The organism is Sporosarcina sp. P29, assembly GCF_002743265.1.
In the GTDB taxonomy this organism is placed as follows: domain Bacteria; phylum Bacillota; class Bacilli; order Bacillales_A; family Planococcaceae; genus Sporosarcina.
Genome location: NZ_PDYX01000003.1, coordinates 216,442 through 239,285, shown reverse-complemented (window position 1 = coordinate 239,285; position 22,844 = coordinate 216,442). Strand labels below are relative to the sequence as shown.

Annotated in this window: 21 protein-coding genes; all 21 read right to left on the bottom strand. The window is 41.1% G+C overall.

Features of this window, described 5'->3' with window-relative positions:
* Window positions 1–40: 40 nt before the first annotated feature.
* On the bottom strand, window positions 41–994 hold the full coding sequence (locus CSV68_RS04780; RefSeq protein ID WP_099633217.1) for an ABC transporter permease: 954 nt from the start codon (window positions 992–994) through the stop codon (window positions 41–43).
* Window position 995: 1 nt separating this feature from the next.
* Complete coding sequence (locus CSV68_RS04775) at window positions 996–2,042, bottom strand: ABC transporter permease (RefSeq protein WP_099633320.1); 1,047 nt, start codon at window positions 2,040–2,042, stop codon at window positions 996–998.
* The gene (locus tag CSV68_RS04770; RefSeq protein ID WP_099661559.1) at window positions 2,032–3,600 is read right to left on the bottom strand and encodes an ABC transporter ATP-binding protein; all 1,569 of its coding nucleotides are present in this window, start codon (window positions 3,598–3,600) and stop codon (window positions 2,032–2,034) included. The genes CSV68_RS04775 and CSV68_RS04770 overlap by 11 nt, the downstream gene beginning before the upstream one ends.
* A gap of 271 nt (window positions 3,601–3,871) precedes the next feature.
* Window positions 3,872–4,960, bottom strand: a complete 1,089-nt coding sequence (locus CSV68_RS04765; RefSeq protein ID WP_099661558.1) for a BMP family lipoprotein — start codon at window positions 4,958–4,960, stop codon at window positions 3,872–3,874.
* Window positions 4,961–5,311: 351 nt separating this feature from the next.
* Window positions 5,312–7,654 carry a DNA translocase FtsK gene (locus CSV68_RS04760; RefSeq protein ID WP_099661557.1) on the bottom strand — a complete coding sequence of 781 codons (2,343 nt, stop codon included), beginning with the start codon at window positions 7,652–7,654 and terminating at the stop codon, window positions 5,312–5,314.
* Between the two features lie 88 nt (window positions 7,655–7,742).
* Window positions 7,743–9,410, bottom strand: coding sequence for a ribonuclease J (locus tag CSV68_RS04755; RefSeq protein ID WP_099633213.1), 1,668 nt, complete (start codon window positions 9,408–9,410; stop codon window positions 7,743–7,745).
* A 113-nt stretch (window positions 9,411–9,523) separates the two neighbouring features.
* Window positions 9,524–10,414, bottom strand: coding sequence for a 4-hydroxy-tetrahydrodipicolinate synthase (gene dapA, locus CSV68_RS04750; protein WP_483315665.1), 891 nt, complete (start codon window positions 10,412–10,414; stop codon window positions 9,524–9,526).
* Between the two features lie 46 nt (window positions 10,415–10,460).
* Window positions 10,461–11,486: an aspartate-semialdehyde dehydrogenase gene (asd, locus tag CSV68_RS04745; RefSeq protein WP_099633211.1), complete on the bottom strand. Its 1,026-nt coding sequence runs from the start codon at window positions 11,484–11,486 to the stop codon at window positions 10,461–10,463.
* A gap of 117 nt (window positions 11,487–11,603) precedes the next feature.
* A complete protein-coding gene (locus CSV68_RS04740; RefSeq protein WP_099633210.1) occupies window positions 11,604–12,194 on the bottom strand; it encodes a dipicolinate synthase subunit B in 591 nt (196 codons plus the stop codon).
* Entirely contained in the window at window positions 12,167–12,973 is an 807-nt protein-coding gene (locus tag CSV68_RS04735; RefSeq protein ID WP_099633209.1) for a hypothetical protein, read from the bottom strand. Before CSV68_RS04735 ends, CSV68_RS04740 begins: the two co-directional genes overlap by 28 nt.
* Window positions 12,966–13,244, bottom strand: a complete 279-nt coding sequence (locus tag CSV68_RS04730) for a YlmC/YmxH family sporulation protein (protein WP_099633208.1) — start codon at window positions 13,242–13,244, stop codon at window positions 12,966–12,968. The genes CSV68_RS04735 and CSV68_RS04730 overlap by 8 nt, the downstream gene beginning before the upstream one ends.
* Before the next feature lie 58 nt (window positions 13,245–13,302).
* On the bottom strand, window positions 13,303–14,562 hold the full coding sequence (locus CSV68_RS04725) for a M16 family metallopeptidase (protein WP_099661555.1): 1,260 nt from the start codon (window positions 14,560–14,562) through the stop codon (window positions 13,303–13,305).
* 79 nt (window positions 14,563–14,641) lie between these two features.
* Window positions 14,642–16,798: a polyribonucleotide nucleotidyltransferase gene (pnp, locus tag CSV68_RS04720; protein ID WP_099661554.1), complete on the bottom strand. Its 2,157-nt coding sequence runs from the start codon at window positions 16,796–16,798 to the stop codon at window positions 14,642–14,644.
* A gap of 139 nt (window positions 16,799–16,937) precedes the next feature.
* On the bottom strand, window positions 16,938–17,207 hold the full coding sequence (rpsO, locus tag CSV68_RS04715) for a 30S ribosomal protein S15 (protein ID WP_029053162.1): 270 nt from the start codon (window positions 17,205–17,207) through the stop codon (window positions 16,938–16,940).
* A gap of 131 nt (window positions 17,208–17,338) precedes the next feature.
* Window positions 17,339–18,277, bottom strand: coding sequence for a riboflavin biosynthesis protein RibF (gene ribF / locus CSV68_RS04710; protein WP_099661553.1), 939 nt, complete (start codon window positions 18,275–18,277; stop codon window positions 17,339–17,341).
* Window positions 18,278–18,289: 12 nt separating this feature from the next.
* On the bottom strand, window positions 18,290–19,201 hold the full coding sequence (gene truB, locus CSV68_RS04705; protein WP_099661552.1) for a tRNA pseudouridine(55) synthase TruB: 912 nt from the start codon (window positions 19,199–19,201) through the stop codon (window positions 18,290–18,292).
* Window positions 19,202–19,297: 96 nt separating this feature from the next.
* The gene (gene rbfA / locus CSV68_RS04700; RefSeq protein WP_099633203.1) at window positions 19,298–19,648 is read right to left on the bottom strand and encodes a 30S ribosome-binding factor RbfA; all 351 of its coding nucleotides are present in this window, start codon (window positions 19,646–19,648) and stop codon (window positions 19,298–19,300) included.
* 22 nt (window positions 19,649–19,670) lie between these two features.
* Complete coding sequence (locus tag CSV68_RS04695; RefSeq protein ID WP_099633202.1) at window positions 19,671–19,949, bottom strand: DUF503 domain-containing protein; 279 nt, start codon at window positions 19,947–19,949, stop codon at window positions 19,671–19,673.
* On the bottom strand, window positions 19,946–22,234 hold the full coding sequence (gene infB / locus CSV68_RS04690) for a translation initiation factor IF-2 (protein WP_099633201.1): 2,289 nt from the start codon (window positions 22,232–22,234) through the stop codon (window positions 19,946–19,948). The genes CSV68_RS04695 and infB overlap by 4 nt, the downstream gene beginning before the upstream one ends.
* Window positions 22,212–22,562: a YlxQ family RNA-binding protein gene (locus CSV68_RS04685; RefSeq protein WP_099633200.1), complete on the bottom strand. Its 351-nt coding sequence runs from the start codon at window positions 22,560–22,562 to the stop codon at window positions 22,212–22,214. Before CSV68_RS04685 ends, infB begins: the two co-directional genes overlap by 23 nt.
* Entirely contained in the window at window positions 22,559–22,837 is a 279-nt protein-coding gene (gene rnpM, locus CSV68_RS04680; protein WP_083036161.1) for an RNase P modulator RnpM, read from the bottom strand. The genes CSV68_RS04685 and rnpM overlap by 4 nt, the downstream gene beginning before the upstream one ends.
* Between the last annotated feature and the right edge of the window lie 7 nt (window positions 22,838–22,844).

The window sequence follows — 22,844 nt, the reverse complement described above, 5'->3', positions numbered from 1 at the left end:
TACCTGAAGAGTATGTGTCTCCAGATAGCTTTTATCACTTTTATCTATTTCCTTTAATGTAAGGTTTACCAAGTGCTTTTGGTGCTTTCGCTTTTCCAAGGAATCCAGCTAGAGCCAGTATAGTTAAAACGTAAGGGAATATATGGAAATACACTGCTGGAATATCTGCTAGGAACTTAATACTAGAAGAACTAATTGCTAGCGCCTGCGCAAATCCGAAGAATAACGCAGCTCCCATAGCTCCCAGTGGGTGCCATTTCCCAAAGATCATCGCTGCTAGGGCCATGAATCCTTGCCCATTAATTGTCGCATGTCCAAAATCATTCGTGATAGTCTGAGAATAAACTGCTCCACCAATACCGGCTAGTCCACCAGAAATCAGAACTGCAATATAGCGGATTCTTGTTACTTTGATTCCCATCGTATCTGCCGCCATCGGATGTTCTCCCACCGAGCGAAGACGTAGACCAAATGGCGTCTTATAAATAACAAACCATGCGATGAACGCAACGGCGATCGCCATAATAGAAGAGCCATAAACTAATTTAAAAAACATAGGGCCGATAATTGGAATATCTTCCAAAAACGGTACGTTGAATCTTGGGATTTTTTGTTGAATGAAATCGGTTTGACCTTTACCAAAAATCATTTTTACTGAGAATAATGCAATAGCTAGTCCTAACATGTTAATTGCAACACCTGAAACTACTTGATCGGCTCGGAACGAGATAGACGCTATAGCATGAAGTGTTGCAAACAAAGCCGAAACGAGCATTGCTACAATTAACGCAATCCAAGGTGTCCATGCACCAAAGGTATCCGCGAAAAATAGGTTGAACAAAATACCAATGAATGCCCCCATAATCATAAGGCCTTCCAATCCGATATTGATGACTCCGGATCGTTCAGAGAACACACCGCCAATTGCTGTAAAAATAAGAGGAGCTGCAGAAGCAATTGTTATGGGTATGATGAAATATAATACATCTAACATGTCACTTCGCCTCCTTCTTATTACGCAAACGTATGAGTCCTACACGGATGATATATCCACAGGCAACAAAGAAAATAACCAACGCTATAATAATTGAAACGATTTCTACCGGAATTCCCGCCTCATTCGGCATGTTATTCGCTCCATATTTCAATGAGCCAAATAACGTCGCACCGAAGATCACACCAAGTGGCGTATTCGCTCCAAGCAAGGCTACGGCAATTCCATCAAAACCGATCCCTGTAAAGCCGCCCATGGAAGACATGTTGCCAAATGTACCAAGTGCCTCCATCGCACCTCCAAGTCCAGCGAACGCACCAGAAATGACCATAGCAAGAACAATATTCTTATTAGCGCTCATCCCTGCATAGCGAGCTGCATGGTCATTATATCCAACAGACTTCAATTCATAGCCAGTCTTCGTTTTCTCTAATATGAACCACATGACAACCACCATTGCTAATGCTACGAAAATTCCGTAGTGCAATGTGGAGTAGTCCGTTAAATTAGATAAAAACTCTGATCGAAGCGAGGCCGATTCATGGATACGCTCTAATTTAAATCCACCACCAGATAGTGTTTTAATTAATGCGTTTACTACGTGTAAGGCAATATAGTTCATCATAATGGTGACAATAACTTCGTGAACTTTCAATGTTGCTTTTAAAATACCCGGTACAAGTCCCCATAGTGCCCCTGCTACTGCAGCTGCTATGAGCGCGAAAGGTAAGTGAATGATTTTCGGAAGGTCGAATGCCATCCCTACGTAAGCGGCAGCAAACCAACCAACGATCAATTGTCCTTCTACACCAATATTGAAAAGTCCAGATCTAAATGCGAATGCTACTGCAAGACCTGCAAGTAAGTATGGACTGATTTGACGAATGGTTTCACCGATTGCATAAGAATCACCAAAAATACCATTCCATAATGCTATATAGCCTGTGATTGGATTATAGTCACTGATCAACATCACGACCGCGCCTACCAAGAGTCCTAAAAGAATTGAAATCACCGGGACTAGTATATTGATCATTCTATTCGACATGATGTTCATCACCATCCTTCTCAGCAGCTAGTACTTTTTTCTCAGCAACATCTTTTGAATGGCCTGCCATCATTAACCCTAGTGCTTGTTCTGTTGTTTCTTGAGGAATTACCGTACCTACAATAGTTCCATCATAAATAACCGCGATTTTATCTGACACATTCATGACTTCATCCAATTCAAACGTAATGAGTAAAACTGCCTTGCCACTGTCACGTTGTTCAATCAGACGGCGATGAATAAACTCAATTGCCCCAACGTCCAAACCACGTGTAGGTAATGCGGCAATCAGTAAATCGGGATTTCTCATAATTTCTCGTCCGATGATCAGCTTTTGCTGATTCCCTCCGGATAACGCTCTCGCTAATTCGTGTGTACCTTGTGTTCTAACATCATATTCTTTAATTAATTCTCCCGCTTTTTCATTGATCACTTTATAATTCATGATTCCACCTTTAGATAATGGTTCATGATAATACGATTGCAACGCGGTATTATACGCCACTGAAAAATCTAATATAAGTCCATGCTTGTGGCGGTCTTGCGGAATATGTCCAATCCCGGTTTCAGTAATTTTTCGTGGTTTTTTATTTGTAACATCTTCATTATTGATGAAGATCTTACCGCTCTTCACTTTAGTCAAGCCAGTGATTGCTTCGATTAATTCGGATTGACCGTTACCATCTATGCCGGCAATCCCCACTATTTCACCACGTCTGACAGAGAGGTTAAGGCCTTTTAATTTAGCAACACCTCGGTAGTCATTCACTTGTAGATTTTCTATCTTTAAAACTTCTTCAGTCGGATTAGATGGGCCTTTTTCCGTTTTAAATGTTACTTGACGTCCTACCATCAACGTCGCCAACTCTTCGGGATTTGTTTCCGATGTGATAACAGTACCGATTCCTTTACCTTTGCGGATGACAGTTACTTTGTCTGAGACGTTCATAATTTCTGCTAATTTATGGGTGATCAAGATGATTGATTTTCCTTCTGCAACGAGTTTTTTCATAATATTCAACAGTTCATCAATTTCCTGAGGAGTTAATGATGCGGTTGGCTCATCAAATATTAGGATATCTGCCCCACGATAAAGCGTCTTCAGAATTTCGACACGTTGTTGCATACCTACAGAAATATCCTCTATTTTGGCGTACGGATCTACATCCAGTCCATACATTTTTGAAATTTCAGCAACTTTTTTCGCGGAATCCTTAATGTTGATAATGCCTGATTTAGTTGGCTCACTACCTAAAATAATATTCTCGGTAACCGTTAAATTCTCCACCAACATAAAGTGCTGATGCACCATCCCGATTCCTAGATCATTTGCTACGTTCGGATCAGTGATTGCTACCTTTTCACCATGGACACGAATTTCGCCACCATCCGGTTGATACAAACCAAATAATACGTTCATTAAGGTAGATTTTCCAGCACCGTTTTCACCTAACAATGCATGAATCTCGCCTTTCTCCAGTTGTAATGTAATATGATCATTCGCATAGAAATTTCCGAATTTTTTTGAAACATCTAGCATCTCAATTACATAATCCATCCCAATCACTTCCTTGCCCATAATTGAATTCAATAACTTTAAGCAGCCCAACTCTTATCTTCAATAATACGTGATTAAGCCTCTATATGAAAAGTTGAAAGCTTTACTATTTCTTAATAAGTAGTCTGCCGATACTATTTAGTATATTTTATTATTAATCTTAAAAATTAATAAAATAAAAGTTCCAGAACAAACACCAAGGAACCTTTATTTTATTAACCTAATGAAATGAAGGCCGGATATCAAACCGGCCTCCATCTGTTTAATGACCTTATTTCTTCTTTTCTACAAACTCAGGTACTTCAATTTCACCATTTGCAATTTTTTGTGCATGTTCATCAATTTGATCCAATACATCTTGTGGAATTGCGCCACGTGAATCAGCTAGACCTAAACCATCATCTTGAAGGCCATATACTTTTGTTTCCCCACCAGGGAAGTTTCCAGCCATTGAAAGATCAGCAATGTCTTTAACTGCTACGTCAACACGCTTCAACATAGATGTTAGAGTAATGTTGTCATCTCCAACTTTACCTTCTTCATACTGGTCGGAGTCTACACCAATTACCCAAACGTATGCATCTTTATCTGCTTGCTTACGCTCTTTTGCTTCTGAGAAAACACCGTTACCTGTTCCGCCTGCAGCGTGGAAGATAATATCTACGCCTGAAGAGTACATACGGCCTGCCTCAGCTTTACCAAGTTCCGCTTTATCAAACGCACCTACATATTTTGAATCTACTTTGATTTCAGGCTTAACTGCTTTAACGCCTTCAAGGAATCCAGCTTCGAAGCGTTCGATTACAGGGTTGTCCATACCGCCGATGAAACCAATCTTATCTGATTTTGTCATTAATCCAGCTGCTACTCCAGCTAAGTATCCGCCTTCTTGTTCTTTAAAGAGGATGCTAGCTACGTTTGGAGCATCTACTTCACCATCAATAATAGAGAATTGAGTATCTTTTTGTTGCGCTGCAATATCTTCAATTGCATCTTCCATCAAGAAACCTACTCCGTAAATTAAGTTGAAATCACGACGAGCCAAGTTGTTTAGATTAGTTGTATAATCTTCTGGACCAGTTGACTGAAGATAATCGTATCCGCCAGTTCCCTTTTCCCATCCTTGGTCTTCCCCGAATTCTTTAACGCCTTTCCATGCAGATTGGTTGAATGATTTATCATCAATTCCTCCAACGTCAGTTACCATAGCGATTGAGAATTCGCTTTTCTCACCGCTCCCCCCTGCTGCTGGCTTTTCACCCTCGTCGTTTTTGCCCTTATCGTCAGAGCCACATGCTGCTAACATCGTACCTGCGGCTAACACTAAAGACATTGCTAGACCAAACTTTCTTTTTTTCATCAATAATGACCTCCCCTGGTTATTTTTGGTATTATGTCAGGACGCTATACGTCTTATACCCCGATCAACACTACTTTTCACCTAAATAATCGTTCGAAAAATAATCATTCTTAATAGCTTACTAAGAAATTTTGTTACATTACACGTTATGTTATTCATAATACCAGTGGTTGTACTGCATTGTATGATAGCGCTTTCCGTTCCGCCAAATATTGAATGTCACATTCTATTTCATTAGCCTGGAATGATAATTTCCTTCTACCTTCACTATAACATTTACTTAGGTAGAAGGAAATATCTAGCCAAAATCACGAATAACTTTGACTTATCAAAATAAAGACGAATGAATCCTTACATTTCCAGCTCTGACTTAGTAAGTAGTACGTGTCTTGGCTTACTGCCCTCAGGCGGTCCAACGACTCCCCGCGCTTCCATTTGATCCACTATACGTGCAGCTCTTGCATAACCAACTCGGAAACGACGCTGAATCATTGAAACTGAAGCAGTTTGCATATCGACTACCATCTGTACCGCTTCATCATATAAATCATCGGTTTCTTCATGTGGCGCTACCACTTCTACTTCAGTCGGAATCATTTCTTCTTGATATTGAGCTTTTTGCTGTTCGATCACGAAGTTCACTACCGCTTCTACCTCTTCATCTGAGACAAATGCGCCTTGAATACGCGTAGGTTTTGAAGCGCCAGCTGGCAGGAATAACATATCTCCTCGCCCTAGTAACTTCTCCGCACCGCCACCGTCCAAAATAGTCCGCGAGTCGATCGCTGAAGATACAGCAAATGCAATTCGGGAAGGGATATTAGCCTTGATGATACCCGTGATCACATCAACACTTGGACGCTGAGTAGCGATGATTAAATGAATTCCCGCTGCTCTTGCCATCTGTGCGAGACGTGTGATGGAATCTTCTACGTCACTTGACGCCACCATCATTAAGTCTGCCAGCTCGTCTACTATGACAACTATATATGGCATGCGCGGATGTTTCTCATCGTGATCTTCATTCCATTGTTCAATATGGTTATTATACCCTTCGATGTTTCGCGTGCCGGTATGGGAGAATAACTCATATCTACGTTCCATCTCGGACACAACACGTTGCAATGCTTGCGCCGCTTTTCTCGGGTCCGTGACAACAGGCGCCAACAAATGTGGAATGCCATTGAAAACGTTCAACTCTACCATTTTGGGATCGATCATCATCATTTTTACTTCATGTGGCTTCGCCCGCATGATAATACTCATAATGATGCCGTTGACACAAACACTTTTACCGCTACCTGTAGCACCTGCAATTAATACGTGAGGCATTTTATTGAGTTCCGTCATCATGGCTTGTCCCGTTACATCACGTCCTAAACCTACTAGTAATTTGGACTCTGGAGGACTATTCTCCTTAGATTCGAGCACTTCACGTAAACTTACCATTGCTACTGCAGTGTTCGGTACTTCGATTCCCACTGCTGATTTACCAGGGATTGGCGCTTCAATACGAATACCACTGGCTGCCAATGCCAAGGCAATATCGTCCGCTAGACTAACAATGCGGCTTACTTTCACACCCGTATCAGGCAGGATTTCATATTTAGTGACGGCTGGTCCTAAATGGACTTGTGTTACGCGTGCCTTGACTCCAAAGCTTAGGAACGTTTTCTCTAGTTTTTTGGCGTTCGCTTGGATTAAATCATATTCTCCAGACTGATCACTTGCTACAGGTGGTTCCAAAAGATTGACGGATGGTAAAATATACGATTCGTTTTCTTGTTCTCCACCCATTACTGGATAATCAACCGCAGGGTCTTTAGGATCAAGAGTTGCGTCCCCTTTAACTTTCGACTGCTTTTGTTGTACCATCTCTGGTTGTGCAGCCTGTTCGATTTTCGCCGTGAAGCTAGAGATAATCGGTTCACTTGCCGGTTCCGGATATTCTTGTACTACTTCCGTTTCAGGTGTCGTTACAGGCTTAGGCTTATTCTTTCTATTGCTTCGCGCACTTTCTTTACGTTTTTCTTCAGGTGACTTAACTGATTTCTTTTCCCTCGCTGCCCACTTCTTCTTTATATCATTCACAAAGATCGGTGTTTGCTCTACTAGAAACGGAATCAAGGCCTTTCCTGTCAGCAAGATGATACCAATGAGCAGTAACAGCACACCAGCCACTGTAGCGCCTGATGAATCTACTAATGAGTAAAACATTGCGAACAGTACAGCGCCCAGCATACCGCCACCCAGCGTCCCTGTTTGGTCATGTATGCCATCATTAGTGATCAGAACTTTCCATGTCTCCTTAAGTGCAGAATTGGACATCAGAACTTTACTTTCGTACAATGTCTGAAATAAATGAACATGACTGAACAACAGCATACTACTTAAAATGAATAAACAACCGATGACGATTCGGTGCTTATAGCCGCCAATTTGTCTTTTGATCATGAAAATCAACGCTTGCACAATAATCAAAAATGGCAATGCAACATACCAGTTACCTAATAAAAATCGAGAAAAAGCCGATAAACCCTGGCCAATAATACCAAATTCAAAGATCATGATTATTGCGATACCAATTAAGACGACACCTAAAATTTCAAACCAGAGCGGTTGCATTTGACTTTGCTGTTTTTTCTGTTGTCTTTTCTTGGCTGGCGCTCTCTTTTTAGCACGTTTCTTCGCCATTTGCTAACCCCCTTTCTGAAAAAAAGATTTCCAGCCGTAAAGGCATGGAAATCCAGTTGTTCTTTAATTCGTCAACAAACAGTATGGATCAGTATTCCATGATGATTGGGATAATCATTGGGCGACGTTTTGTTTGCTGATATAAATACGAACTCAATGTCTCACGGATCTCTTGTTTAATGTTTGTCCATTCAAACGTTTCTTTATTCACATACTTCTCGACAATTTTAGTGATCAGTTTTGTCGCTTCTTCAAATAATTCCTCTGATTCGCGCACATAGACGAAGCCTCTAGAGACGACTTCCGGTCCTGCAGCAATACGTTTTTGCTTTCTGTTCAACGTTACAACGACTGTAAAGATTCCGTCTTGCGATAACAACTTGCGATCACGCAACACGATGTTTCCTACATCGCCTACACCAATACCATCGATCAAAACATTACCAGCCTGTACTCTGCCTGCCATACGAAGCTTTTCATTCTTAAATTCAACAATATCACCTTTATCCGCAATGAAGATTCGGTTTTTAGGGAGACCAATTTCTTGAGCGAGCTTAGAATGTGCAATCAGCATACGATATTCCCCTTGAATCGGAATAAAGTATTTAGGTTGCATTAAGTTTAACATCATTTTTAAATCTTCAGCAGAACCGTGACCGGAAACGTGTACATTTCGTGTGGACGTCAGTACAGTCGCTCCAGCCTTTGCTAGCTCATTCATCATTTTGTACATGGAAGTTTCCATAACAGGTGATGGCGTAAATGTAATCAATACTGTATCTGAACTTTTGATATTAATTTCTCTATGATGTTTACGGACGATTTTCTCTAACGCTTCCAGTGGCTCACCTTGGTTACCCGTTACAATAATCACGATATCCTGATCATCATAGCGCTCCATGTCTTTTACTGGAATGACTACATCTTCTTCCACTTGTAAATAGCCTAGTTTTAACCCAACTTCAAAGTAGCTCTCCAAACTTTTACCAACAACCGCAACTTTCTTTTTCTTTGCAGCTGCCTGGTCTAGTACTTGCTGAATTCGAATGAAGTTTGATGCATACAAAGCTACTAGAATTCTTCCTTGCGCTTCATGGAATGTTTTGAATAGACGTTTTTCGATTACAGATTCAGACGTCGTATACCCCGGACGTTCTGCTTCTGTAGAATCGGACATCAAGATAAAGACACCCTCTTCACCAAGAGTAGCCATTTTCGCAAAATCAGGGCGATATTTGCCTTTCGCTGCTTGGTCAAATTTAAACTCTCCTGTATTAACGATGGCACCTTCACTTGTATGGAAGACAATTCCTAGAGAATCCGGAATACTGTGCGTCGTGTAAAAGAATGTCACATGCGTGCGCTTGAAGTTCATCCGGCTTTTGCTTGTCACTTCAAAGAAGCGGACATTAGATGGTGCCGGCATTTTCTTCAAATGTTCTTTCGCTAACGCTAATGTCAACTTTGTACCGTAGACAGGAGCTTGTACTTTCTGTAATAAATAAGCGATAGATCCTATTGCATCTTCATGACCGTGAGTTAAGAAGATTCCTTTGATCCGATCTTTATTTTCTTCCAGATACGTCATATCAGGTATTACAAAGTCAATACCTAGCATTTCCGTTTCTGGGAACATTAATCCTGAATCCATAACAAATAGTTCATCGTCGACTTCAACGACATACATAGACTTTCCAATTTCCCCTACTCCACCCAGTGGAATCACTCTAATTAATTCATTTTGTATTTTCGTCACATTGTTTCCTCCTATATTCTATTCCCGCCCACAACGACTAAACACCATTATACGAGATAGTAGGCGTTCAGTACAAACAAAAAAAGCCGGAATGGTCGTCCGGCTTTTGTTTATTACAGAATCCGTGTTCTTTTTTCAAATTTTTCAAGCACTTCATCGATTATCGCGGCTTCACTTTCGTCCATTTCTATAAGTGGTAAACGAACGCCACCCGTTGGTACACCTGCTTTTCCTAGCGCGTATTTCACAGGCACAGGATTCGGCTTTGAGAATAACGCTTTGAATACCGGTAATAATGAACGATGGAGGTCAGCAGCTTCTTTTATATTGCCGTTTTGGAACGCTTGAATCATTTTTTGCATTTCATTGCCTACCACGTGTGCAGAAACTGAAATAATTCCTCTTCCGCCAATTGCAAGCAATGGCAAAGTCAGCCCGTCGTCTCCACTGTATACTTCAAAATCTTCAGCAGTTCCTTCAATGATTTCTGCCATCTGCTCCAAATTTCCACTTGCTTCTTTGACTGCTTTAATATTATCTATTTTCGATAATGCAATAACCGTCTCCGGAAGCAAGTTGACGATGGAACGACTTGGAATATTATATAGCAATACAGGCAATGCCGTAACATTAGCAATTTTAGAAAAGTGTGCATACATTCCTTTTTGGTCTGGCTTATTATAGTAAGGTGTCACCAGCATAATTCCGTCAGCCCCTGATAGCTCAGCAGCCTTAGTCAGCTCTATAGATTCGGTAGTATTGTTTGTCCCCGTACCTGCTATCACCGGAATACGCTTATTCACAACCTTTATTACAAAGTCCAGTAATTCCTTCTTCTCCGTAATGGTAAGCGTTGGTGATTCACCAGTCGTACCACTGACGATGACAGAATCTGTCCCATTTGCGATTAAATGCTCAAGTAAGATCGCTGTTTGAACGTAATCAATCGTGCCGTCAGGAGAAAAAGGGGTGACCATTGCTGTCCCTACATTTCCAAGTTGCACATAGATCATTCCTTTACGTTATCATTCATAAATCTACCTACAAAATTTATTTAATAAGAGCCTCTGCGATTTGCACAGAGTTTAATGCAGCACCTTTTAATAAGTTATCGGAGACAATCCAGAGATGGAATCCTTTTGGGTTATCCAAGTCTTTACGAATTCTTCCTACAAATACTTCATCTTTATCTTCTGCATAAAGCGGCATTGGATATAGTTGTGAAGCGGGATCATCCTGCAAGACAATTCCTGGGGCATTCTCCATCAATGACTGGATATCTTTAACCGTAACGTTATCTTGATCAATTTCAATATAGACGGATTCTGAATGTCCGGATACAACCGGTAATCTGACACAAGTGGCTGCTACTGCCATGTTTTGATCGCCGAATATTTTCTTCGTTTCATTGATCATTTTCAGTTCTTCCAATGTATAGCCCGATTCATCAAATGAATCAATCTGTGGGATCGCGTTGAATGCAATCGGATAATGACGCTTTGCAGAAGCGGATGGTAATACTCCTGCCTCAATTTCACTACGATCCGTGAATTGCTTGCTTTGTTCTGCTAGTTCTTCAATCGCTTCCACACCAGCACCTGAGACTGCCTGGTAAGTAGATACGATTAGCTTGTTAAGTCCATATTGATCTTTAATAGGCTTCAATGCTGCTACCATCTGAATTGTAGAACAGTTTGGATTCGCAATGATACCTGAATGATTTTTCAACTCTTGTGGATTTACTTCCGGAACAACGAGTGGTGTGTTAGGGTCCATTCGGAATGCACTTGTGTTATCAATTACAACCGCTCCGCTCTTCACTGCATCTTGTGCAAACTTCTCAGAGATATTCCCACCTGCACTAAAGAATGCAATGTCGATACCTTCAAAAGCTTCCGGTGTTGTTTCTTGTACAATGTACGTTTTTCCACCCGCTTTGATTTCGTTGCCCGCAGAACGTTTAGATGCAAGTAGCTTAATGGAAGTGGCAGGGAAATTACGTTCCACCAATTTCTCAAGTATTTTTGTTCCTACAGCTCCGGTCGCGCCGACAATTGCAACATTAACATTCTTCATCTATATCTTCCTTTCAATTATTAACAAGCAATATTAAGGACAGATGGTTATGTCCTTGTCTCGTTAATTGTTATTGAACGAATTATAACATATTTTGCAGAATTTAAAAATCTATTTTCATGCATTATTATGAATGATTAGTAATGGCTGCAATTGCTTGCTTTCTATTGCGGATGCAACAGTAGCGGGTAGTAATGAGAAATCCGATATTAAAGAGTTCGGCTTTTTTATGCAATCGTCTTGACCAAACGGAATAAAAAAGACATGTTTCATATTCAATAACTTCATGAGATTCATTCCATTAAGCCCTAATGCGTCATTTGTAGATATACCAAGTACTACTGGTTTACCATTACGCAATGTGGCTTTGGCTGCCATCAAAACAGGTGAGTCAGTAGCGGCATTAGCGAACCTACTCATGGAGTTACCTGTGAGCGGTGAAATTACCATGCAGTCTAGTGGATTGGATGGACCAAATGGTTCGGCTTCGACAATACTTGACACTACCTTCTCGCCAGTCGCCTCTTCTATTCGTTTAATCCACTCTTCACCTGTACCAAAACGCGTTGCAGCATGAAGAACTGAATGTGTAATGATTGGAACGACAATCGCTCCTTCCTTTTGCAACGAAGCGATCATCGGAAGCAATTGGTCATATGTGCAGTGCGAAGCAGTGATGCCTAATCCGATTCGTTTTCCTTTGAGCATTTAGTTCCCCTTTCATCTATACTTATTCTCAAAATCGCGTCAACCAATACAGCTGCCGCATCCTCGGGAAAGTGCTTCCCGGGCAATTTGAGGTGTATCGTATAGTATTCAGAGGAATCAGCATGCTTTAGGCACCCGGGTGCTGAAGAGACATCAAAAACATGAACAGCACCACTTTGATTTAAATCGAGCCACGGTGCAGGAATAGTGTTTAGTAAGTAGCCACGTGTGAATTGTGTCGTTTCATTGAGCTGCAGTGTGTTATATCCTAAGATCCCCGCTTCCGCTAGTTGCTCATCAGCACGCGCAGCTATTGTGACAGTAGCCTGTAGTTGTTTTAATATATGGGCAAGTGCTTTTCCTACTCTGCCAAATCCTGCGATGTAAAAATGCTTACCCGCAATCTGTCGTTTGGTTTGTTCATAAAAAACATGAACGAACGCCTCTGCAGTTAATTGAGCATTTCTCCAAATAAAGTGTTCATTTTCCAAATAATTCGTATGCGAAATACCTTTATTCGCAAGCTCTTGTCTCCATTCCGCCGAAGAATTACCGGAATAGACAGAAGAGCCTTCTTTCAAATAGTCGACGGGTATGCTTTGTTCCATTAACAACAAAGGAAGTAGAAGATGATCTGGCTTTGTATCAATCAGGGTTTGCTTCAACTGATCATTAAACGTATCAGAATTTATATATTTACTATCAATCCCTAATTCTACTAAAAGCTCATTGGCAATCCGCAAACGTTGATCAGTCCCTACTACAAGCCACTTAGTCATACCCTTCCACTTCCTTTCTGTTTAGTTCATGTGTTTTGCCAAATAGAATCCTGTCTTCCCCGACCAGCACAATTTCATGCCATGGAATATATTCAATAATATCCTGGTCTTTTTGCCGAAAAAGTGTTTTCCCTAACTTTTTCCGAATTTCAAATCCAATGATTGCTCCTGATTTGCGGTCGAACAGCAAATCAGTTTCTGCCAAGAAGCCATACCTCATGCCCTCTTCTACTTGAATCAGCTCTTTTTGTGCTAGTTCTGATAATCGCATGGAAGTCCTCCCTCATATAAGATCTCTTTCATCATATGTATGGGAGGTGGGAAGTCGACTAGTTCTGCAGTTTTTTTAATTGTTGAATATTTGATTTAGGCGCGATTATCGATATCGCTCGATCACTTGCCAACATTTGCTGTCCAAGTCGATAAACACTTCGTTTTTCTACATTTTCAATGTGTTCGACCACTTCATCAATGGTTTGGTGTTTACCAAGCACTAATTCATTACGGCCGTTTCGGTACATCCGCGATTCAGAGCCTTCCAAACCAAGCACAAAACTGCCTTTAAGTTGTTCTTTAGCATTGCGTAATTCTTTATCTGTTAGACCGTCATGAAGTACTTCTGCAATGACCTGGTCGATTGTACGATACGTCTCTTGAAAGTTTTCAGGAGAGGTGCCACAATATATTACAAAGGATCCAGCGTTTTCATATGCAGCATAATACGTGTAGACCGAATAGGCTAATCCGCGGTTTTCTCGAACTTCCTGAAACAACCTAGAAGACATCGTTCCGCCAAGGATACTATCAAATAAACTTAACTCGTAAATCTTATCGTGCGTTGAAGGCAAGGAAGGATAACCAAAGCATACATGGGCTTGTTCAATATCTTTTGCTTTGATGATTTGTTGTGCCGTAAAGTTCGGTACACTTTCATCTAGTATCGAAACAGAGGATTGTTCTTTACCTTGATAGCTTCCGAAGTTTGCTTCTATCAGCTTGATCAAACGTTCATCATAGTTTCCTGCAATCGAAATTACCAAGTTTTCCGGACGGTAGTGTTTTACCATGAATTCCTCGACCATTTCTTTCGTAAATGACTTGATTGTTTCAATTCGTCCTCCTACTGGTTTTCCAATTGCATCTTCCGGGAACATTCCAGCCCATAACCTTTCATCTACATCTTCATCCGGCATGTCTTCAACAGAAGATATTTCATCCAGTATGACAGATTTCTCTTTTTCCATCTCTTCTTCTTTGAACTGGGAATGGAAAAACATATCGGATAAAACTGTCAATGCGTATGAGGCATGATGACTTAAAACAGTAGTGTAATAACAGGTCATTTCTTTAGAAGTAAAGGCATTCAAATCGCCTCCAATCTGATCGAATTGTTCAGCAATCATTCGAGCACTTCGTGTATCTGTTCCCTTAAACAGCATGTGTTCAATAAAGTGAGCGATACCCCCTTGCTCTTTTGTTTCATTAGCTGAACCTGCATGAACCCAGATACCAATCGCTACGGACTGTAAATGCGGCATCTTTTCATGGATAATACGTACACCATTTGAACAATTATATTTTTGAATCATAGACTTCACTCCTTATATAAAGTACAAAAAGCCTTCTTCGCCGCAACTTGTGCAGGAAGAGGCTTTTTTAACGTATTGATTACTCTTTGCTAGCTTGTTCTTGTTCTTGTTCTTGTTTTGGTTCTTGTTTTTGCTCTTTTTCTTTTTCTTCTAGAATGACTACTTTTCGTGAAAGATTTACCCGACCTTGTCTGTCGATTTCAATTACTTTTACAAATAGCTCATCATCTAATTTTAATACATCTTCCACTTCTTTGGTACGTGCTTCCTGAATTTCAGAAATATGAAGCAAGCCATCTTTGCCAGGGAAGATTTCCAAGAATGCGCCAAACTTCTCAATACGCTTAACCTTTGCCAAGTAGTACTCGCCTACTTTTGCTTCACGTACGATATTTTCAATCATTTTCTTGGCTTTTTCATTCATTTCAGAGTTTGGTGACGCGATATATATCGTTCCGTCTTGCTCTGTATCGATTTTCACTTGAGTTTCTTCGATAATTTTATTAATTACTTTTCCACCAGGTCCAATTACATCACGAATCTTGTCCGGTTTAATATGGATGACGATAATCTTCGGAGCGTACTCAGATAATTCTTCACGTGTTGAAGAAATTGTAGTCAACATATGATCTAGAATTTTGATACGACCAATTTTTGCTTGTGCAAGAGATTCTTCTAATATCTGACGAGATAATCCGTCGATTTTGATATCCATTTGAAGGGCAGTAATACCATTATTAGTACCTGCTACTTTAAAGTCCATATCGCCTAAGTGATCTTCCATTCCTTGAATATCTGACAGAATAGAATAATCTTCATCTTTTTTGATCAATCCCATAGCAATTCCTGCTACTGGAGCTTTAAGTGGTACACCAGCGTCCATCATAGCCATTGTAGAGGCACAGATTGATGCTTGTGAAGAAGAACCATTAGACTCCAATACTTCTGCAACTAGACGCATTGTGTAAGGGAATTCCACTTCATTCGGAAGCATAGGCTGTAATGCCCGCTCTCCTAATGCACCATGACCAATTTCACGACGGCCTGGACCACGAATTGGGCCTGTTTCACCAACACTGAAGTTCGGGAAGTTATAATGATGCATGAAGCGCTTAGACTCATCTGAACCTAAACCATCAATGATTTGATTTTCACCAAGCGCACCTAGTGTACATACACTTAGCACTTGCGTTTGTCCACGTGTGAATAATGCAGAACCATGGGAGCGAGGTAGAAGTCCTGTTTCAGATGATAGTGGACGAATTTCGTCAAGACCACGGCCATCTGGACGAACTTTGTCGACTGTAATTAGACGACGTACTTCATCTTTCACCATTTGCTCTAGAACAGCTTTTACTTGCTTAATTGTAGCATCGTCAGCTTCAGCTTCTGTGTAATGCTCAAGAACCGAAGCTTTCACTTCGTTGATCGCTTCTTCACGTGCATGCTTTTCTTCAGTCTGGATTGCTGCCATTAGTTCATTTTCACAACGATCTTTAACTTCTTTGCTGATGTCTGCATCCAGCTCGAATAATTCTATTTCAAACTTCGGTTTGCCAATTTCAGCTATAATTTTCTCTTGGAATTCGACTAATTTTTTAATTTGATCGTGACCAAACATAATCGCTTCTAACATGATCTCTTCAGAAACTTCTTTAGCTCCTGCTTCTACCATGTTGATTGCATCTTTTGTTCCTGCAACGACTAAATCAATTTCTGAAGTTTCAAGCTGACTCGGTGTAGGGTTGACGATGAATTCTCCATCGATACGACCTACTTGAACGCCTGCAATTGGACCATCAAATGGAATATCCGAGATGGATAAAGCCAAAGATGAACCGATCATTGCTGAAATCTCAGATGAACAGTCTTGATCTACTGACATAACAAGTGAAATTACTTGTACATCGTTACGGAAGCCATCAGGGAATAAAGGTCTGATTGGACGGTCAATCAACCGGCTAGTCAGCACTGCATTTTCTGAAGGACGTCCTTCACGCTTGATAAATCCTCCAGGAATTTTACCAACCGAGTACATGCGTTCTTCATAATTCACTGTAAGTGGGAAGAAGTCTAGAGGTTTTGGTTTCTTGGAAGCTGTCACCGTGGAAAGTACTGTTGTTTCGCCATATCGAACGAGCACCGCACCGTTAGCTTGCTTTGCAAGTTGGCCGGCTTCGATTGTAAGCGTACGTCCAGCCCAATCGAGTGTATAAACTTTTTTCTGTTCTGACATTGTAGAACTCCTCTCTATTGTAAAACTGTATACATCTAGTATGTAATTAGTAATAGTGTATCAAAAGTGATACATGTATGCGAAATATTTCATCTTAATTCCATAGAAAAAAGCGGGCAAAGCCCGCTTCTCAGTCTTATTAACGGCGTAAGCCAAGTGATGCAATAAGATCACGGTAACGTTGAACGTTAGTTTCACGAAGATATCTCAATAGACGACGACGTGTACCAACCATTTTGTACAAACCACGACGTGAGTGGTGATCTTTCTTGTGAGTACGTAAGTGGCCGTTCAGGTTATTGATCTCTTCAGTAAGGATAGCAATCTGAACATCAGCAGATCCAGTATCATTTTCATGAGTCTTGAATTCGTTGATCAATTCAGCTTTGCGCTCTTGTGTAATAGCCATCCTTTTCACCTCCTAAATAAAAGTATCCCCGTCTCCCGAGCAAACGTTGGTGACTCGTGTTGCCAAGAAGAGGTTCGTGTATTGAACACTATTGTATCATATCACGGCATTATGTCAGTTGCAACAACCAACTAGTCGTTTAATAAGTCCTTTGCTGTTTGCTTGTCTTTAGCAATTTGTGTTTTTAATGCATCAAGTGAATCGAATTTTTGTTCAGAACGTATACGATACAACCATTCAATCGCCATTTTCTGTCCGTAGAGATCCATATTCACGTCCAGCAGATGCACCTCAGCTGTAGGAATCCGGTGTTCTGGATCATGGAATGTTGGCTTCACACCCATATTGCAGACACCTCGGTACCAAGTATCTCCGATCAGGCAACGTACGGCATATACACCATTGGCAGGAACTATATGTTCCTCAGCAGTTTGGATATTAGCTGTAGGGAAACCTAGCTGACGGCCCCGTTTCTCTCCATGTATCACTTCACCCAATGTACGGAATGGACGACCGAGAAGTACTGCTGCTGCTTCTACATCACCGTTAGATAACAGTCGCCGAATTTCCGTCGACGATACTTTGTTCTCTTGATCGAAGGTCACTTTAGAAATGACAGTTGTTCCATACTTACCCTCCGAAAGCTCTTGCATATCTTTCATCGTCCCAGAACCTTTCGAGCCAAACGTAAAATCAAAGCCAGCAGTAACATGTTTGACCTCAAGCTCTTTGATAAAGATATCGATAAATCTTTGCGGTGAAAGACTAGCCAGTTCCCAATCAAAACTGACAATGAATAACGTATCCACACCAAGTGATTCGAGCACTCTGACTTTCTCTTCAATCGGTGTAATATATCCAACGTTTTTTCCTGAAAATAGCTGTGATGGATGGGGATCGAATGTCATGACAGCTGTCTCTATCGATAAATCATTTGCGATTTTTTTCGCATTGCGAATGACTTCTTGATGTCCTTTATGTACACCGTCAAAAAATCCAATAGCTAAAGAAGATGCATGATATTGTCGAATGTTTACCGAATCGGGATATCGTAATCTATAGATTTCCATTTCTATCTCTCCTCACTCACTAGCTAGCAACATTTTTTCGGGTTTCATTAACCCAGGTTTTGTTGGATGATTTTGATAGATTGCCAACACACGACCTTCGAACATCATCATGATGGACGGATGATCAGTTAGAAGCGGTACCGCGGGAAGCACTTGACCATTCTGTATAGATTCCAATGAAGACTCTTCGATTTCAAGTTGCGGAAATTCAGTCAATACTTCTTCGATCGGACGCAAGATCGTCTGCACTTGATCTAGTTCCATCACTTGTGCCACTTCTGCGAGAGTTTTACAATGTGATTCATCAAAATTCCCGGAAACAGTTCGGACTAACGAATCCATATGTGCTGGATATCCGAGAAGTTCGCCAATTTGTACAGCTAACGTCCGGATATACGTTCCCTTACCACATCGCACTCTAATAGAAAATGTTATTTCTTCACCACTAAAAAATTGATCTTCATTCAATAAATCAATTTGATCGATCTGTACTTTACGTACCGGCCGTTCTACTTCGATGCCTTTCCGCGCATATTCATACAGACGTCTGCCGTTTACTTTTACCGCCGAATACATGGGGGGAATTTGTGTGATTTCCCCTGTTAGTTGCTGTAATACCTCTTCAATTTGGTTCCTCGTGAATTCTTTGTGTGTCAAATCACTCGTTACAGTCTCACCTTGCGCATCTTCGGTTTCCGTGGAGCGCCCTATAGAAACTGTGGCGATATACTCTTTACCTGCATCTGTAATATAAGAAGCGACTTTTGTGGCTCTTCCTATACAGATAGGCAAGACACCTTCTACTTCAGGATCCAAGGTACCTGTATGTCCCACTTTTTTTGTCCGTAATATCTTTCGTAGTTTAAAGACACAGTCATGCGACGTCATACCTTTTTCTTTCCACAAAGGCAGAATACCGTTCATCTTACCCCTTCTTCCTCAATTCATTCAAAAAACTTGCTCTATGTAAGAAGGGAGGAAGTCATGCCGCCTAAGCGACTATGAACTTCCTCCTCGTGTTTATTGTTCGGTTTCGTCATTTACTTTGCGAATCAAGCTTTCAATCCGGTTACCGTAAGCGACTGATTCATCGATCTCGAATTCAATTTCAGGTGTTTTGCGTAAGCGGATTCTCTGACCAATTTCTGATCGGATGAAACCTTTTGCTTTAGAGAGGCCAAGTAAAGAATCTTCCTTTTCTTTATCTGTCCCTAGAACAGAAATAAAGACTTTCGCTTGTTGTAAATCTCCAGTTACATCTACACCAGTCACCGTCACAAATCCGATACGCGGATCTTTTAGTTTTTGGCCGATAATATCGCCCAACTCTTTCTTCATTTGCTCGGCTACACGATTAGCACGCACTGACATGGCAATTCACCTCGTTCTTTGCTCATAAGTAGTCTACTGTACACGTAGTCATTTCCCAATCGGGATTGGATTCAAACAGACGAATTGCACGTCTCACTTCTCGTTCTGCGGCATCTTTGGAAGATGCCACAGAAACTAAAGCAAATGTGGTACGTTGCCATAAGTCCTGATGATCAATTTCAGCAACCGATACATTATAGGAGTTTTTCACCCGATCCTTCATCCGGTTCAAGACGGCTCGTTTGTCTTTTAATGAGGCCGCTGATGGGATGTGGAAAGAACATTCCGCGTAAACAATCATACTCTTTTAATTTCTTCCATTACGTACGCTTCGATGATATCTCCTTCTTTGACATCATTGAATTTTTTAATTGTGATACCACATTCATAACCTTTTGCAACTTCTTTTGCATCATCTTTGAAACGCTTTAATGTATCCAGTTCGCCTTCAAAGACTACAATATTATCGCGCAAAACGCGAACGCCAGCGTCTCTTGTGATTTTACCATCGATTACATAGCTTCCTGCAATCGTTCCAATCTTCGATACTTTAAACGTTTCACGAACTTCCGCTTGACCTATTACCTTCTCCTCATACTCAGGGTCAAGTAAGCCAGTCATAGCTGATTCGATTTCTTCAATCACTTTATAAATGACGCGGTGCAGACGAATGTCTACGCCTTCTGCTTCTGCAGCACGTTTTGCATTCGTATCTGGACGTACGTTAAATCCAATAACGATTGCGTTAGATGCAGCTGCCAAAGAAATATCGGACTCATTGATCGCCCCTGCACCTGTGTGGATAATTTTGACGTTAACGCCTTCTACTTCAATCTTCATAAGAGAAGAAGCCATTGCCTCGACCGCACCCTGTACGTCTGCTTTAACAATTAAGTTCAATTCTTTCATTTCACCTTGTTTCATTTGATCAAACAAGTTATCAAGTGTTACACGTGTTTTCTCCACACGCTGTTCTTGAAGTGCTTCTCCAGCACGTGTTTCACCAATTTGGCGGGCAGTTTTTTCATCTTTAAATACGACGAAACGATCCCCTGCAAACGGAACATCGCTCAACCCTGTAATTTCTACTGGAGTTGAAGGTCCTGCTTCTTTTACGCGACGACCAAGGTCACTGACCATTGCCCGAACACGACCGTACGTATTTCCGACAACGATTGGATCTCCTACATGTAATGTACCATTTTGTACAAGCAATGTAGCAACAGAACCTTTTCCTTTGTCTAGCTGCGCTTCAATTACAGTACCTCTAGCTCTAATAGAAGTATCAGCAGTAAATTCTCCTACTTCTGCAACTAATAGAATCATTTCAAGTAACTGGTCAATACCTTCACCTTTTAGTGCGGAAATCGGCACGAAAATTGTATCGCCACCCCAGTCTTCTGCAACTAAACCGTGTTCAGTTAATTCTTGCATAACGCGATCAGGATTGGCAGAAGGCTTATCCATTTTATTAACTGCTACAATAATTGGAACTTCTGCTGCTTTCGCATGGTTAATCGCTTCAATTGTTTGTGGCATAACACCATCATCCGCTGCTACAACTAGAATGGTTAAGTCTGTAATTTTCGCACCACGTGCTCTCATCGTTGTGAAAGCTTCGTGACCTGGTGTATCTAGGAATGTGATTTTCTTGCCGCTCGCTGTAATTTGATACGCACCAATATGCTGCGTAATTCCACCCGCTTCACCTTGTGTTACTTTAGTGTTACGAATTGAGTCAAGCAACGTCGTTTTACCATGGTCAACGTGACCCATAATTGTGACAACTGGTGGTCTTTCTGTTAGTTCACCTGGTACTTCTTCTTCCTCTTCAGGATCTTCGAAATAAATTTCCAAGTCAGTTACGTCAATACGGATCTCTTCTTCAACTTCAACCTCGTATTCGGCACAAATTAACTCAATTGCATCTTTATCTAATTCTTGGTTAATCGTCGCCATTACACCTAGCATGAACAACTTTTTGATAATCTCAGAAGGTTCTTTACCTAATTTCTTAGCTAGCTCACCTACTGATAATGACTCATAAAAAGTAATTTTATCCGGTAGTGGTACTTCAACCTTTTGTGCTGGTACTGCCGGACGGTATCTACGGCGTCCTTGGTTAATACCGCGCGCTGGTGGTCTTCCACCGCGACCGCCGCCTGGACGTCCGCCTCCGCCAGCTGGACGAGATGAACCCGCACCTTGCCCTTGACGTGGTGGTTGAGTGCTACCCGCTTTTGGAGCTGATGTAGATGGTCCTTGAGGACGTGTTGAAGCTGGGCGATTCGATCCGCCTTGGCTACTAGCAGGACGGTTAGTACCTTGTGCTGCGGCTGGTTTATTTGTATTGCTTGGACGATCCGTTCTTTGGTTTGCTGGTTTGCTCGCTGGCTTAACTGTAGTAGTTTTCACCTCAGGCTTTTTCAAGTCTCCGAACTTTTCATCTAATTTTGCAATTGAAACTGGATCCAGTTCTTCCATATGGCTTTTAATCACAATATCACTCTTCAGTAATTCTGCAGCAAGATCTCTACTTGTTTTTCCTATTGATCTGGCATATTCATGTACTTTCATTTTCGTCATTAGCCCACCCCCGATTAAATTCATTGAGAAGCTCGGATAACTTTTTAGCGAATCCTTTATCTGTAAGTGCCAAGACGACTCGAGCTTCTTTTCCAATTGCATGCCCTAGTTCTTCACGGCCTCCAAATACATACTTCTCAACGTTATACGTATTACATTTATTCGTTAATTTTTTCATTGTGTTCTTAGATGCATCACCTGATAGGATGACCAGATGCGCTTCGCCTGAACGAACCGCCTGTACGACTAAATCTTCACCCGTTGCAATTTTACGTGCGCGGGCTGCCATACCAAGTAGTTGATAAATCTTTGTCGGATCTTTTGTCATTTAATTGCCTCTCGACGAATTGCATGCAAAAGGTCTTCATAGATTTGCTCCGGTACTTTGACACCCAATTGATGTTCAATCGAGTGTTGCTTACGTGCTTTTTCTACGGCATCCTCCGTTTTGGAAACATATGTACCGCGGCCTGACTTCTTTCCTGTCAAATCTACGAATACTTCGCCTTCTTTCGTACGGACAATTCGAATCATTTCTTTTTTGGGTAACATGTCACCAGTCGCTGCACATTTACGCAAAGGGATTTTCCGATTGTTCGACATCAGCATG

Coding starts and splice junctions, on each gene's coding strand:
- CSV68_RS04780 (WP_099633217.1), bottom strand. CDS start 994: ATGTTAGATGTATTATATTTCATCATACCCATAACAATTGCTTCTGCA.
- CSV68_RS04775 (WP_099633320.1), bottom strand. CDS start 2,042: ATGTCGAATAGAATGATCAATATACTAGTCCCGGTGATTTCAATTCTT.
- CSV68_RS04770 (WP_099661559.1), bottom strand. CDS start 3,600: ATGGATTATGTAATTGAGATGCTAGATGTTTCAAAAAAATTCGGAAAT.
- CSV68_RS04765 (WP_099661558.1), bottom strand. CDS start 4,960: ATGAAAAAAAGAAAGTTTGGTCTAGCAATGTCTTTAGTGTTAGCCGCA.
- CSV68_RS04760 (WP_099661557.1), bottom strand. CDS start 7,654: ATGGCGAAGAAACGTGCTAAAAAGAGAGCGCCAGCCAAGAAAAGACAA.
- asd (WP_099633211.1), bottom strand. CDS start 11,486: ATGAAGAATGTTAATGTTGCAATTGTCGGCGCGACCGGAGCTGTAGGA.
- CSV68_RS04740 (WP_099633210.1), bottom strand. CDS start 12,194: ATGCTCAAAGGAAAACGAATCGGATTAGGCATCACTGCTTCGCACTGC.
- CSV68_RS04735 (WP_099633209.1), bottom strand. CDS start 12,973: ATGACTAAGTGGCTTGTAGTAGGGACTGATCAACGTTTGCGGATTGCC.
- CSV68_RS04730 (WP_099633208.1), bottom strand. CDS start 13,244: ATGCGATTATCAGAACTAGCACAAAAAGAGCTGATTCAAGTAGAAGAG.
- CSV68_RS04725 (WP_099661555.1), bottom strand. CDS start 14,562: ATGATTCAAAAATATAATTGTTCAAATGGTGTACGTATTATCCATGAA.
- pnp (WP_099661554.1), bottom strand. CDS start 16,798: ATGTCAGAACAGAAAAAAGTTTATACACTCGATTGGGCTGGACGTACG.
- rpsO (WP_029053162.1), bottom strand. CDS start 17,207: ATGGCTATTACACAAGAGCGCAAAGCTGAATTGATCAACGAATTCAAG.
- ribF (WP_099661553.1), bottom strand. CDS start 18,277: ATGGAAATCTATAGATTACGATATCCCGATTCGGTAAACATTCGACAA.
- truB (WP_099661552.1), bottom strand. CDS start 19,201: ATGAACGGTATTCTGCCTTTGTGGAAAGAAAAAGGTATGACGTCGCAT.
- rbfA (WP_099633203.1), bottom strand. CDS start 19,648: ATGTCAGTGCGTGCTAATCGTGTAGCCGAGCAAATGAAGAAAGAGTTG.
- CSV68_RS04695 (WP_099633202.1), bottom strand. CDS start 19,949: ATGATTGTTTACGCGGAATGTTCTTTCCACATCCCATCAGCGGCCTCA.
- infB (WP_099633201.1), bottom strand. CDS start 22,234: ATGACGAAAATGAAAGTACATGAATATGCCAGATCAATAGGAAAAACA.
- CSV68_RS04685 (WP_099633200.1), bottom strand. CDS start 22,562: ATGACAAAAGATCCGACAAAGATTTATCAACTACTTGGTATGGCAGCC.
- rnpM (WP_083036161.1), bottom strand. CDS start 22,837: ATGTCGAACAATCGGAAAATCCCTTTGCGTAAATGTGCAGCGACTGGT.